Genomic DNA, 14970 nt, shown 5'->3' on the forward strand with positions numbered 1-14970 from the left:
TCGAAGCCCTGTGCGCCAGCAATACGTTCACTGAACCATAATTCTCATTACATTAGGCATTATTCATTTTAAAAATCAATACGATCCTTAACACGGATGCTGTATTCGTCCTTGGGGAAAAGATCGGTGTTGATTTCTCCCTGTACTCCTGTGGCTCGGGGCAGTAGGCGAATATGGGGGCGGTAGTGGTCGAGCAGCGACCAGATATCAATCCCCGAACGATTATAATGCCGACGACTGAAATCTGCCTTCGCGCGCTGTTCAATGGCTTTCCAATCCAGCTGAATTGGCTGGTTACTTCCGATCAGAACCAATTTATCGCAGTACGCTACGTAGGGAAACACCGCTCGAAACGTATTGAACACGCGCCCTGTTGGGCACCATGTAACGGCCAGGCCACCCGGCCGGAGCCGGTCACGTACCAGTTCAAAATACTCTCTGGAATAGACATTGCCCGAGTAGGCCGAAAGTGGACGTAACGCATCGGCTTCAATGACATCGTAACGAGCAGCCCCGTTACGTATGGCGTAGCGTCCATCGCGAAAAATCATTTTTAACCGGCGGTCACGTAGCACAGCGTTCACAGCAGTATCGCCCACACGACCAGCGTAATCAGCCAGAACTTTCTCCTGATTCGACGCAATTTCAAAACAATCAATCCGGCGAGTTTCCAGCCGTCCAGCTATACCATTCACAGTCCCGGCAGAACCAAGTCCGATAACGGCTACGTGTTTTGGGTCAGGATGCATCATAACTGGCAAGGCGCCCAATAGGGTATGAACGGCATCATAATGATACGGCAAGCCACTTTGTCCCAGTCCATTCACGAAAACAATACCCATCTTTTGATCGGGCGTCATTTTGATAACCGATACTGCCGACTCATTTTCATCAAACACAAAATCACTCGTTTTTTCCAACCCATTCAGGCGTTGCCAGAACTGGGCGTTATCCGGAATAATCCATATAAATAATCCCAGCGCAACAGCTAATCCACCCGCTACTGAAGCGGAGATATGCCGACGTAGCAGTAACAATACTACGTAGCCAAAACTCAGCGCAACGATGTATTTCAATAAAAGCGAGGTGCCCAGATAAGCAAATCCAACCCAGGTAACCGCCCAGGCTCCTACCGCTGACCCGACAATATTGATAAATTGTAGCCAACCCACTCGCCGACCTATTTGGGCGTAATTATCCTGAATGAGCGACTGCGATAATGAGAAACTCAGCCCCATTAGAAAGGTCGGAATTCCCAGCAGAAATATTGGCACCGCACCATAGGTAAACAAACTGAATCGGGGACTCAAAACGGGTTCGCCACTGGCAAAATAATCCCAGAGAAACTGTAATCCAGGTACCCGCCCGATGGCGTTGACAAACACGCCAACCGACAGAGCTGTATATCCATAGAGTACCAGTTGCGCCAGCAGAAACGCCCGTTCACGACGAACCACTGACTGATAGACTGATCGGCTGGTGAGCCATGTACCGGCTACGGTTCCGACAGCCATAGAGCCGAGGTAAATGGCCAGCAAAATGGCAAACGTCAGTGAAACCGACTTAATCAGCGTTTCCAGCACCCGAAACCAGATCAGCTCCAGCGACAGGGCCGCAAATCCCGAAACTGCATACTGCACCGACCATGTGGTGAGGGGCAGAGTGTGTGGGGCATGTGGTGAGGGGCTAAGGGCATCGGGCGCGTGGCTAGAAGCTAAAGTTTCACTCCCTCCCCCATCGCCCAACGCCTTTTCTCTCGTTGCTCCGCGCCCTATGTCCCATGCACAGACAGCGCAAAGACCGTTCAGGGCTGCACCAATAAAAATCGCGTTGTCGAAACCAAGTCGACGTACTAAAAGAAATCCTGTTACAAAAGCGCCAACGGCCGCGCCGAGTGTGTTGATGAAATATAACAGACTGATATACCGTGCCTGCTGGGCCATATCGCCAAATCGAAACGTCCGGGAGAGTACAGGCAACGAGACACCCATCAGGAACGTTGGCAGCAGCACAATCCCGAACACGATGACATAGACAAGCAGCGGCTTATCTGTAGGTAACTGATTCGACTGGTAGAGGAAGTCATAAAGTATGGCTTTGCTGAACAAGGCGAAGACCATGATGCCTAATTCAGCTAAAACAAAATAGCGCAGATTCTGCGTTGACGTTGAGCGGTCGGCAAGCCTGCCACCAGCCAGATACCCGATGCCTAAACCCGTCATAAACGCCGACACGATCAGGCTGATGCTTACCGTGTCGGAGCCCGTATAAAAAACCAGGAGTCGCTGCCAGATTACCTGATACAGCAGCGCGGCAAATCCAGATAGAAAGAACAGCAACAGCACAACCAGCGGTTGTCGGGACGTAGAAATGGGCATAGGCAAGATACGAAGCGAAGCACGAAAATAAGAAAGCCGACAATACGTCGGCTTTCTTATTTTCAAATTATGAATTGATTGTCAAGGTCGTAGCCTGGACGTCCACGGCCGGGTATAATAGATTTATTTTCGCCCGGACGTGGACGTCCAGGCTACTATATCACTACGTTCACGATTCGTTTGGGTACTACTACCACTTTTTTGGGTGTTTTTCCGTCGAGCCATTTCTGCACGATTTCGTCGGCCAATACTTCCCGTTCGATTTCGGTAGCCGCCCGGTCGATGGCGAAACTGATGGTGGTACGTACTTTTCCGTTAATCTGAATCGGATACTCAAAGGCGTCCTCAACCAGGTATGCCGGATTGAAAGTCGGGAACTGCGCTTTCGAAATAGAACCCGGTTCGTTACCCAAAGCCGCCCACAATTCTTCGGTGACATGGGGCGCATAAGGAGACAGAATCAAAACCAAATCCTGCAAAACAGACCGTTTGTGGCAATTTAAGGTCGACAATTCATTCACACAGACCATGAACGCACTTACCGACGTATTGAATGAGTAAGCTTCGATGTCGCTTTGTGCTTTCTGTATGGTCTTGTGCAGAATTTTTAACTCGGCGGGAGTTGGTTGCTCATCCGTCACAATCCACGAACTAGAACCGTCTAGGTTGTCCTTGTAGAATAACCGCCAGAATTTGCGAATGAAGCGATACACGCCGTCGATGCCGTTGGTATTCCAGGGTTTCGCCTGCTCAAGCGGCCCCAGAAACATCTCGTACATACGTAGTACGTCGGCCCCGTATCGGCCAGATACATCATCTGGATTTACAACGTTGAAATATCGTTTTGACATCTTTTCAACGACACTACCACAGATGTATTTGCCATTTTCTAATATGAATTCGGCATTTCGATAGTCTGGTAACCAGTTTTTGAATGCTTCGGTATCTAATACATCGTTTTCTACGATGTTTACATCAACATGCAACTCGGTTGTTTCATATTGATCTTTCAACCCAAATGAAACAAAAACCGGCGTCTTACCTGCACCTTCAGAAGATTTTAGTCTGTAAATAATCATTGACCTCCCCTGAATCATCCCCTGGTTGATGAGCTTTTTGAACGGCTCTTCCTGCGGTACGTAGCCCCGGTCTTTCAGGAATTTATTCCAGAAACGACTGTATAAAAGGTGGCCCGTTGCGTGCTCGGTGCCGCCGATGTACAGATCTACGTTTTGCCAGTAATTAATGGCTTCTTTGCTAGCGAATGCCGAATCGTTTTGCGGGTCCATGTACCTATACCAGTAAAACGACGAACCAGCCCAACCGGGCATGGTGCTCAGTTCGTAGTCGTAGATACCTTTGTATTTCCAGCCCTCAGCACGGCCCAGCGGTGGTTCGCCCGTTTCGGTTGGAAGGTATTTGTCGATGGCGGGCAATTCCAATGGCAGATCGCTTTCTTCAATCAAATACGGTAAACCTTCTCTGAAATACACCGGCACGGGTTCACCCCAATACCGCTGGCGACTGAACACAGCATCGCGCATCCGGTAATTTACTTTCCCACGGCCTAACTCACCATCTTCCAGCCAGCTAATCAACGCGGGAACGGCTTGTTGATACGTCATACCGTCGATGATACCCGAATTGATATAACGGCCTTCCTTCGTATTATCGGCCTGTTTGTCAGTATCTTTTTGAGCATCCAGAATCGGGATGATGGGCAAGCCGAATTGCATTGCAAACGTCCAGTCGCGTTGATCGCCCGATGGTACAGCCATTACGGCACCCGTACCATAACCGGCCAATACGTAATCAGCCAGATAAATAGGCACTTTCTCGCCGTTGACCGGATTGATGCAGTAACTGCCCGCAAACACACCCGAAACCGTTTTTGTATCGGACATACGGTCGCGTTCGGAACGTAGCTTGGCCGCGCTCACGTAGGCGTCTACGGCTTCGCGTTGATCAGGCGTAGTCAATTGCGGAACCAGCTCATGTTCAGGGGCCAACACCATGAACGTAACGCCATAAATTGTATCGACGCGCGTCGTAAATACTTCGATGATAGCTGAAGAATTTTCAACGGCAAACTTCACCGAAGCCCCAATGCTTTTACCAATCCAGTTACGTTGCTGCTCTTTCAGCGATTCGGTCCAGTCGATGGTGTCCAAGCCAGTCAGCAAACGGTCGGCGTAGGCGGTGATACGCATCATCCATTGACGCATCAATTTTTGCTCTACTGGATAACCACCCCGTTCTGATACGCCGTCTTTTACTTCGTCGTTGGCCAACACAGTACCCAAAGCAGGACACCAGTTCACGACCGCATCGGCCAGATACGTCAGGCGATATTTTAACGTGATTTCGTACGATTCCTTCGCCGACATAGCATTCCATTCGGCAGCTGTGAACGACGTAACGTCGTCATCACAGACGGCGTTTACGTCGGTGGTGCCATTGGTGGCAAATTTATGTTGCAGGGTTTCAATGGGTTCGGCCCGGTCGGTATCGCGGTTGTACCACGACCGGAACAATTCCATGAAAATCCACTGGGTCCATTTGTAAAAAGCTGGGTCTGAGGTACGTACTTCGCGAGTCCAGTCGTAGCTAAATCCGATGTTTTTCAACTGCTCCATGTAGCGTTGCCGATTCTGTTCAGTCGTAATGGCCGGGTGCTGCCCCGTCTGGATAGCGTACTGTTCAGCCGGAAGCCCGAACGAATCGAAACCCATCGGGTGCAGTACGTTAAATCCTTTCAGGCGTTTATACCGCGACACAATGTCCGAAGCAATATAACCCAGCGGGTGCCCCACGTGAAGCCCTGCCCCCGACGGATATGGAAACATATCCAGGACGTAGTATTTCGGCTTGGCAGTTTGTTCGTCGGGCTTAAACGTATCGTGATTATCCCAGAAGTCCTGCCAGTATTTTTCAACTTTCGAGTGGTTGTAGTCGGCCATGTTGGTAACGCGGCTGGAAGGCCGCTAAATTCAATGCGGCTTTTCAGCCGCGTTACTAATTTTTGCAAAAATAGCCGTTTAGAGAGACTTTTGCCCATCGCCACCAAAGAGATACTGCCAATTCCTCGAAATGAGTCAGGAGCAAACCTTTCTTCGTCCACACCAAACCGGCTCGTCTGTATCTACGTGGTGGCAGTCCGTCTGGTTTTGGGCTTTTACGTTAGGCGTCCTGACCACTCTACTGACTGCATGGCCGGTGGGTAATTTCCAGGTTCCGCTCTCCGATGGCTACGACACTGACCAGTACGAATACGTAGGTTATTTTTTCGGGAAGAACCTCAGTCTGTGGCCGTTTCCTCAACTGAATCTGGTCAATACACAAACGTTTTACCCGTATGGCACTAATCAGGTTTTTCTGGACTGGGGCTTCGAGCGGGATTATTGGTATGGGTTCTGTTACCGGTTGTTCGACGGCCCCGGTCCCTATCTGCAGTTCTATTACGTATATAGTCTGGTCGTTACGTCGGTGGGTACGTTCCTGCTGCTACGTTCCCGATTTGGCTTGGTGAAGTCGGCGGTGGCCGGGTTGATTGTCTCGATATTCAACTTTTACGCCCTCTGGAAATTCCCCATTCACATGAACGTCTGCGTAGCGCACTGGACGGTTTTGTGCATGGTTGCTACGTATCGACTGCTGCTGGACGTAGTACAGAAAAACCCAATTTCGCTAACGTACTGGCTGCTTTGTGGCTGGCTGCACATTCAGATTCTTGGACAGGAACTCGCTTACGTAGCGGGTTATGCGCTGATGTTCACAGCACTTACCTGGCCTGTGTTGGCGGTAGTTTTGTATCGCCGTTTTCCGGTTGTCAGCGAGTGGCCAACGCAATTGCTTCGCTACATTCGGAATGAATTTCGGCAACATAAAACCAGCGTTGCTACGTTGCTCTTCCTGATTGGTTTAAGCCTCTGGTTGTACTTCCCACTCACGCTGCAAATCGCGTTGACAGCCTGGCAATTCAACTTCGACAACGTAACAACTATACCTTCCTGGTCGCATCCGCTACGTCTGTTACTACCTCATCTACCCGGCCTCGACAGTTACGCCATGCCTTACCAGCGTTGGTTGCGCGATACGTTCGAAAGCTACGCCCAGGGAAGTCCAGGACTTTATCTAACACTGTTAGGTATTTTCGGATGGTGGCAAATTCGCCGGAATATCGCCCTTTGGCTACCAATCGTGTTGATGTTGGTACTGTGTTTGTTGTATCATCCCGTACTGGTGCCATCGCTTAAATTGTTTCCCTGGTTTAGCTTCAATCGGCATGGGGGGCGGGCGTCATTGGTGTACCCGATTCTCCTTTGTTTGCTGGCCTTGCCGGTTCAATGGCCTCGCCAACGTATCGGTAAAATCGTTGCTACGTTTCTGCTGGTGTTGATGTGTCTGGAGTGGTACACGAGCTATTCACTACGTCTGGATGTACCGGTTAACGTAGTATCGGCAGGGGTGATACGTTATTGTGCGGTGATACGTCAACAACCGGGCGAAGCGGTGCTCGACTGGCCGTTCTGCACCGTTGGAGCCGATGGCACGGGTAACAAAGAAGGTCTTTGTCCGAATTATGACCAATTGAATGCCGTCTTTACATTCCGCCGGTTTTACGATAAAAGCGGAGTCGGTCAGTATTTCGGGCGGCTTCATCCCGACCAGATTCAACCCTTTCTGCGCGATGGCTGGCCCCAACTGCTTACCCCCGGCCGAAACTTCACCGATCAGGACTGGCACTTCATGGATCGCTTTCTTCGGAACAATCATTTCGCGGGAATTAATCTTTACCTTGATTTACTGCCTCCGCAACAGATAGCTGGTTTTTACCAGCGATTTGGCAGACCAATTGCCGAGGCAAAATTCCCAGCCGCCGGGCATGTTGTGTTCATTCCGCTACGTCCTAAAAAAGAGGTGTTCTAACACAAGTCTGCAACGTTTTTTTCGTTTTTAACGTATTGTAAATATAGGTCCTGATGGTCTGATTATAGGGCCGTTTCGCTACGTTTTCGATTGACAATTCCTTTATTTTCCCCATCCAAAATCCAGTCTCCCGCATGAAGTAACGGTGTACGATTTCATTACTTTTTCCATCTATTTCGTATTAAACACATGCGCCGTTTTACACCGCTTGCTACGTTTACCAACGTTGCTTTGGTTGGGCTTGCCATGCTTGGCTGTCAGTCAGATCAGGAACTAACGCCCGCTAGCTTATCGACCGATTGTCTGGTCAAAGCCTCGTCCAACAATGGCGTTGCTATTGCGGGTTCGTATATCGTTACGTATCAGCCGAGCCAAACACTACCCACCGCTCCGGGTGCGCGATTGGCGGCCGTCGAAACCGCAGCCGAACAATTGCTGGCGAATCATCAAATGGTTAATTCATCGGTAGACGTACTGGCTTCCGGCGAACAGACAACTTTTCTGGCGCACCTGACCGAAAGCGAGTCCCAAAAGTTAAAATTAGACCCGACCGTTACGTTGGTAGAACCCGACCGGATCATGTCGATGTGTAGCTGCGTCGACGTAGCAACGACCTCTACGTTGACCTGGAACGTAAAGCAAACGGGCTATGGTCGGGGCGATTTACAAACGGGCAAAACCGTCTGGGTTATCGACACAGGCATCGACCTGGACCACCCCGATCTAAATGTGGACACTAAACGTAGCAAATCATTCATCAACGGAAACTCGTCGGCCGATGATGAAAATGGGCACGGTACACACGTAGCAGGAATTATTGGCGCAAAAAATAATGGCGTCGGTATAACGGGGATTGCGTCGGGTGCTACGTTGGTGGCACTACGGGTATTAGACGATGATGGTGATGGACGCTTATCCGGTATTATTCAGGCCGTTAACTGGGTAAACCAAAATGGTAAAGCGGGCGACGTAGTGAACATGAGTTTGGGGGGCGAAGGTACATCGGCCACACTCGAACGGGCGATTACGCAGGCCGCCAATTTGGGAATTTTGTTCGCTATTGCGGCTGGCAATGAAAGCGCAAACGCCAACAGTTATTCGCCCGCCCGATTGAATCATTCCAACGTATTTACGGTGTCGGCCATGAATAATCTGAATCAATTTGCGTCGTTCTCCAATTTCGGCACCAGCGTCGATGTGTGCGCGTATGGCGTTCGCATTACGTCGACGTATAAAGATGGGCGCTACGCTACGTTGAGTGGTACGTCGATGGCGGCTCCACACGTAGCGGGTCTGTTGTACATACGAGGTAATGATTTTCCGACCCACGGCACCGTTACGGGCGATAAGGACGGGACGCCTGACCCAATGGCGGGCGAGTAAGATACGGTATACAGCTTTTTGTCATTCTGAGGCACGAAGAATCTTGAGGTCTCCTAATTCTAATGTGAAGAAACGTTAAGATTCTTCGTGCCTCAGAATGACAAAAAAACGGTTATCAGCTTGAAACCTGCTAACCGTTTTTGCGTTTTTAACGCATGACGCCCCTCGAACAACTCCGCCAGAAACTAGATACGTTGACGCAGCAATCTGACGCAGACTGGCAACTATTCACACCAATTGTTGAATCTGTTACGTATTCCAAAAATGATTTTCTGATTCAGGAAGGCCAGGTCGAGCGATACATTTATTACGTAGTGGACGGTATGGTTCGGCTGTTCCTAAATGCCAATGGCAAAGACGTATCACTCGACTTCATTTTCAGCAACGACTTTGTATCGGCCTATTCTTCGTTTCTGACGGGACAACCTACGGAATTTAACGTACAGGCACTCACTGACGTAACGGCGCTACGTTTCAGTCGTACAAATCTGCTGAACCTCTACCAACACTCGCACACCGCCGAACGTATCGGACGCTTGATTGCGGAGCAGGCATTTCTACGGAAAACCCGTCGCGAAGTACAGTTTCTGACGAGTAACGCCAAGCAGCGCTACGTTCAGTTGCTCGAACAGAATCCCACGTTGGTGCAGACTATTTCCGTCCGACATCTGGCTTCCTATCTCGGCATCGAGCCCGAAAGCCTGAGCCGCATCCGGCGGGAAGTTTGATTTACTAACAAATGTTAGTGGATAGCCTTTTAACCCATTGGAACTTTGCCTTACAAATCAATAACAAATACGACTATGGCATTCTTCCTTGGTTTAGTATCGTTTGGCGCCCTGTTCTACGGAATCGGCTGGCTCACTCAATCTCCTTACTTATTAAATCTTCACAATGATGCGCTGTTGGCTGCAACGACGATGTTCGTTTTGATTGGCCTTTCGCATTTGCGGAAACCGGAAGGACTTATGTATATGATTCCGGGCTTTCTACCGAATCCGCGCCTGCTGATTCTGCTATCGGGCGTGGCCGAAATTATCCTGGCGATTGGTCTGCTTTTTCCGGCAACCCGCTTTCTGGCGGCCTGGGGGCTTATTGTGCTATTGATTGCCATCTTTCCGGCCAATATCAACGTAGCAGTCAACAACCTGCCTCCTCCGGGAGGTTTACCGGCCAAACCGTGGTACGTCTGGTCGCGACTATTGTTTCAACCTGTCTATATCATCTGGATCTGGTACGCGGCTTTGCTCTGAACATTACTGGATTTAAAGAACTGTTTAACGGGCTAATTTTGCATTGTCGGTATATAAATGTCCATTTTCCTCAGATTCCTTCGATATTTTGAACTATGAAAATCTAGTCTGGCTTTACAGTATAGTAACTATGCTCACGTTTAGCTTCAATTATGCTTGATTCCTTGTTTGGTGCCCCAGAAATAGATATTCATACTATTACTAATCTTGAAAAAGGCATACCTAATATTATCCTTTGGGCTGTTCCGGTTATGCTCTTCTTTACGGTTATCGAGATGATCGTAACGTATTATCAGGAGAAAGACTACTATGAAAAGAAGGAAACGATTGGTTCTATTCTCGTGGGTATTGGCAGTCTTATTGTAAGTGCTGCGCTTAAAGCAAGCCTGCTTTATTTATTCATTTGGCTATACAACCTACTCCCATGGCGAATGGCCCTCTCCTGGTGGACGCTCCTACCCTGCTACGTTATTTATGATTTCTTTAGCTACCTGGCCCATCGCGTATCGCACGAACAACGATTTTGGTGGGCGACCCACGTAGTGCATCATACAGGTGAGCACTACAACCTGACGGTTTCTTACCGGCTAAGCTGGGTTCAGCATTTCAAACTTATCTTCTTTATTCCGGTAGCGCTGATCGGCTTTCACCCCATCATTTTTTTTGTGACGAACCAAATTGCTGTCCTGTTTCAATTCTGGGTACATACAGAATACATTCGCCGGATGCCTGCCTGGATTGAATACATTTTTGCGACTCCATCGAATCACCGCGTTCATCATGGCTCTCAGGAAAAATACATCGATAAAAATTTTGGAGCAACATTCATTTTCTGGGATCGGCTTTTCGGTACGTTTCAGCCTGAAGAAGAACAGGTTATTTATGGCATCACAACGAATATTGAAAATAAAGCCAATCCTTTATTGATTAATTTTCAGGAGTTTATCGATATCGTGAACGATGTACGATCCGCAAAAGGGCTGCGCCGTAAACTGTATTTTATTTTTGGGAGCCCAATCGCAATTGCCGAAGAAAAAAAGCGACTGGAAAACCAGGTTCAATTGACGGATCGGAAACGGATGGATTATCAACCAGATTCAACTGCCTCTGTTCCAATAAATATTGGTTTACAAACTGAAAAGTAAATGATTTAGCAGGTGCAACCGTGATACTAAATCATTTATTTGTTTTACCCCTATCGCATACGTATCTTTGTAGCTTGACATATTGAAAAACGGCACAATGAAGTGCCGTTTTTCATAAAGAAAATAATCTATTAATTCTATAGGTTTTATACCTTATGCAGGAACAGGTAGCCCCTCCTACCGATTCAGTTCGGGCAACACCGGCCACTATTTTATCAGATCTTGATCTTACTGGTCTGACAATTAGTATTCAGGGCGATAAGGCAGGCCAACAGGCAGACACTCTTCGAGCCGCTTTTCCGGGTGTGCAAATACAGACTGAACATGTACGCCCCATTCTTCGCCGTCGGACACGTACAGAAATAGCCATTTATGTATTTGCTGGTCTCGCCCTGATGATTGTCGGGCACCTGTTATTCAGTTATTTCACGCTTGACCGGCTTACAATCATTGCTAATACCATTGAGATTACTCCCGAAATTTTTTACTTCATTATGGCCGGTTTTGTGGCGCAGATGATCGATGGGGCGCTGGGAATGGCGTATGGCGTTACAGCCACTACGTTCCTGACGAGCGTGGGTATCAGTCCGGTTTTCGCTACGGCCAGCGTACACAGTTCCGAAATTTTCACGTCAGGCGTATCGGGTTACATGCACCTGAAGTTCGGAAACGTAAATAGTCGGCTCTTTAAAGTTGTCCTGATTCCAGGCGTTATCGGCGCGGCTCTGGGTGCTTTTCTGATTACAAAACTGGCCGATTTAGAAGTTATATCTGATTACCTGAATCCGGCCATTTCAGTATACACGGCTATTCTGGGCGTCCTGATTTTAAGGAAGGCACTGGTGAAACGGGTTAAGAAAAAACCCGTTCGTCAGATTGGTTTGCTGGCCTGGTTTGGCGGCTTTGTCGATGCAATTGGTGGCGGAGGCTGGGGCCCTATTGTTAACTCTACACTGATTGCTTCGGGTCGGCACCCACGCTACACTATTGGCTCGGTAAACCTGGCCGAATTCTTCGTTTCTTTTGCTTCATCGGTAGTTTTCGCGCTGTACGCTGGTCTCGATAATTACGGACTGGTCATTCTGGGGTTAATTCTTGGCGGTATGATTGCAGCGCCCATTGCGGCCCGACTGGCTCAAAAGCTTCCCGTCAAAACTATGATGATTCTCGTCGGAATTGTGATTATCATCGTAAGTTTGCGCAAGATTATCAAGTTCATTTAAAGTTGATAGTGATTGGTCACGGTCCGCCGTTGCGGTCAATCAATAGTTGTCCGTTAATGACTATTGACTGACTGCAACGGCGGACCGTGACCAATCACTATCGGCTAACGACTTTTATGAAAAAACAGACCAAAGCCATTCGTATTCAGACGAAAAAATCGCTGAATCGCGAACATTCCGTTCCCCTCTATTTAACATCGAGTTTTGCCTTCGAGAGTGCTGAACAAGGGAAAGCCCTGTTCGAAGAAACCGAAGAGGGCAATATTTATTCGCGTTTCTCAAATCCGAACGTAACGGAGTTTGTCGAGAAAGTGTGTATGCTGGAAAATGCCGAAGAGGGCATTGCAACAGGAACGGGAATGGCTGCGGTATTTGTCAGCCTGGCTGGTTTGTTGAAGTCGGGCGATCACATTGTGGCCTGCCGGGCATTGTTTGGCTCGGCACACCAGATTATAACCCAGATTCTGAGCAAATGGGGCATCACACACACCTACGTCGATGCATCCGCCACTGAAGCCGAGTGGGAAGCGGCTATACAGCCAAACACCGGAACCGCACCGACGGACCGGCCGGTCGCCAAAATGGTGTTCCTCGAAACGCCTTCGAACCCCGGTCTTGAACTGGTCGATCTGGAAATGCTTGGCCGTTTGAAGGCTAAATACGGCTTCATTCTGAACGTCGATAACTGTTTTGCTACGCCAATTTTACAAACTCCTATCGATTACGGCGCTGATTTATCGGTGCATTCGGCCACAAAATACATGGACGGACAAGGTCGCGTATTGGGTGGCATCGTTGTAGGTAGGGCCGATTTGATTCAGCCGATTCGGTTCTTTGCCCGGCATACGGGTCCGTCATTATCGCCATTCAATGCGTGGGTTTTGTCGAAAAGTCTGGAAACGCTGGAATTGCGTATGGAGCGTCACTGTAGCAATGCGCTGCAATTAGCCGAAGCACTGGAAGGACATGCTGACGTAGCAAAAGTCTTGTACCCATTTCTGCCTTCGCACCCACAATATGAGCTGGCGAAAAAGCAAATGAGCGCGGGCGGGGCCATCGTTACCATTGAACTGGAAGGCGGTTTCGAGCGCGTCAGTGCGTTTTATAACGCCCTAAAAATTCCGACGTTATCGTCCAACCTGGGCGATTCACGCACCATCGTTACGAATCCGAACACAACGACACACGCCAGATTAAAACCCGACGAAAAGGCGGCATTGGGTATTACGCCCGGTTTAGTACGTATTTCGGTTGGTCTGGAAGCGATTGAAGATTTGATCGAAGATTTCACGCAGGCAGTAGAAAAGTCGGCCGAAGTAGTTAAGGAGAAGGTAGCCTAACAACTATCTCGTTTTGCAGAACAGGTAGCAAACGTAGCAGTCAGCTAACGGTTGACTGCTACGTTTACCAATTTATCAGAAAAGTCGCTTCTATGGACGAAACTATCTGTCCAGCAGTAGCGAAATAAACTGATTTACAGCGAGATGTTTTGTTAAGAAAATCCATACAGATCAAATCAGTCTACTTTTCTTAACCTCACCCACTATGGTACGTTGCACGTTTATCTTTCTGTTTTTTTGCTGCGCGTTCACCCAACTGACAAACGCGCAAAGCTCCCAAAAACCGCTACGTGTCGGCATCGTTGGCCTGGTTCACGACCATGTAAACGGCATTCTGAACAAAGCATTCAAACAGGGAAATCAAACCGATATCGAAATTGTAGGCATCGTCGAGTCGAACCGCGACGTAGTAGAACGGCTTTCCAAACGTTTTGGCTTCCCAACGAGTCTGGTTTATCCGACCTTAGCCGAAATGCTGGATAAAGCCAAACCAGAAGCAGTAACGGATTTTGGCCCAATTGCGGATCACAGAAAAACGGTCGAAGGCTGTGCACCACGTAACATCCATGTCATGGTTGAAAAGCCGCTGGCCACTACTTTTGCTGATGCCAAACAGATGGAAATGTTGGCAAAAAAGCATAAGATTCAATTGCTTACGAATTACGAAACGACCTGGTACGGCAGTAACCATAAAGCCTATGCCCTTGCCAATACAGAAAAATCCATCGGTGATTTACGGAAGATTGTCGTGCACGACGGGCATGAAGGCCCAAAGGAAATTAACGTAAGCAGTCAGTTTCTGAGCTGGCTGACCGATCCTGCTACCAATGGTGCGGGAGCGTTGTTCGACTTTGGCTGCTACGGTGCTAATCTGTCTACCTGGCTTATGCACAACCAGCGGCCCACTTCGGTATTTGCTGTTACGCAGCAGATTAAACCCGACATTTATCCCAAAGTTGACGACGAAGCCACCATTATTCTAACCTATCCTAAAACGCAAACCATCATTCAGGGCTCCTGGAACTGGCCTTTCGGTCGGAAAGATATGGAGGTGTATGGGCAAACGGGTTACGTTAAAACGATAGATGGCTCTCAAATGCGCGTTCGTCTGAAGGGCGAGAAAACCGAACGTACCGACCAGGCCGTTCCAACCGATGCTCCCGCTACAGACCCGTTTGCCTACTACGCAAAACTGCTACGTGGAGAAACTAAACCCGATGAATTAACGTCATTAGAAAATAACGTAATCGTCGTAGAAATTCTGGATGCTGCCCGCCAGTCGGCTAAAACTGGTAAGGCAGTATTGCTAAAATAGAAAG

Annotated in this window: 10 protein-coding genes; 8 read left to right on the forward strand and 2 right to left on the reverse strand. The window is 48.6% G+C overall.

Annotated features, from left to right (window positions below; translation table 11 throughout):
- Positions 1-68: 68 nt before the first annotated feature.
- Positions 69-2378: a fused MFS/spermidine synthase gene (locus IC229_RS27305; protein ID WP_190890908.1), complete on the reverse strand. Its 2310-nt coding sequence runs from the start codon at positions 2376-2378 to the stop codon at positions 69-71.
- A gap of 155 nt (positions 2379-2533) precedes the next feature.
- On the reverse strand, positions 2534-5338 hold the full coding sequence (leuS, locus tag IC229_RS27310) for a leucine--tRNA ligase (protein WP_190890910.1): 2805 nt from the start codon (positions 5336-5338) through the stop codon (positions 2534-2536).
- Between the two features lie 130 nt (positions 5339-5468).
- On the opposite strand from leuS, the gene IC229_RS27315 reads away from it, so the two are divergent.
- The 8 genes from IC229_RS27315 to IC229_RS27350 all read left to right on the forward strand — a co-directional run bounded on the left by IC229_RS27315 (position 5469) and on the right by IC229_RS27350 (position 14966).
- Complete coding sequence (locus tag IC229_RS27315; protein ID WP_223834220.1) at positions 5469-7307, forward strand: hypothetical protein; 1839 nt, start codon at positions 5469-5471, stop codon at positions 7305-7307.
- 189 nt (positions 7308-7496) lie between these two features.
- Complete coding sequence (locus IC229_RS27320; protein WP_190890912.1) at positions 7497-8690, forward strand: S8 family peptidase; 1194 nt, start codon at positions 7497-7499, stop codon at positions 8688-8690.
- Positions 8691-8845: 155 nt separating this feature from the next.
- Complete coding sequence (locus IC229_RS27325) at positions 8846-9418, forward strand: Crp/Fnr family transcriptional regulator (protein ID WP_190890914.1); 573 nt, start codon at positions 8846-8848, stop codon at positions 9416-9418.
- Positions 9419-9493: 75 nt separating this feature from the next.
- A complete protein-coding gene (locus IC229_RS27330) occupies positions 9494-9943 on the forward strand; it encodes a DoxX family protein (protein WP_190890916.1) in 450 nt (149 codons plus the stop codon).
- Between the two features lie 152 nt (positions 9944-10095).
- Positions 10096-11088, forward strand: coding sequence for a sterol desaturase family protein (locus IC229_RS27335; RefSeq protein WP_190890918.1), 993 nt, complete (start codon positions 10096-10098; stop codon positions 11086-11088).
- A gap of 155 nt (positions 11089-11243) precedes the next feature.
- Positions 11244-12311 carry a sulfite exporter TauE/SafE family protein gene (locus IC229_RS27340; RefSeq protein ID WP_190890920.1) on the forward strand — a complete coding sequence of 356 codons (1068 nt, stop codon included), beginning with the start codon at positions 11244-11246 and terminating at the stop codon, positions 12309-12311.
- A gap of 116 nt (positions 12312-12427) precedes the next feature.
- The gene (locus IC229_RS27345; protein ID WP_190890922.1) at positions 12428-13651 is read left to right on the forward strand and encodes a trans-sulfuration enzyme family protein; all 1224 of its coding nucleotides are present in this window, start codon (positions 12428-12430) and stop codon (positions 13649-13651) included.
- Between the two features lie 205 nt (positions 13652-13856).
- Positions 13857-14966, forward strand: coding sequence for a Gfo/Idh/MocA family protein (locus IC229_RS27350; RefSeq protein ID WP_190890923.1), 1110 nt, complete (start codon positions 13857-13859; stop codon positions 14964-14966).
- Positions 14967-14970: the final 4 nt, after the last annotated feature.

This window comes from Spirosoma profusum (assembly GCF_014699005.1).
Taxonomy (GTDB): domain Bacteria; phylum Bacteroidota; class Bacteroidia; order Cytophagales; family Spirosomataceae; genus Spirosoma; species Spirosoma profusum.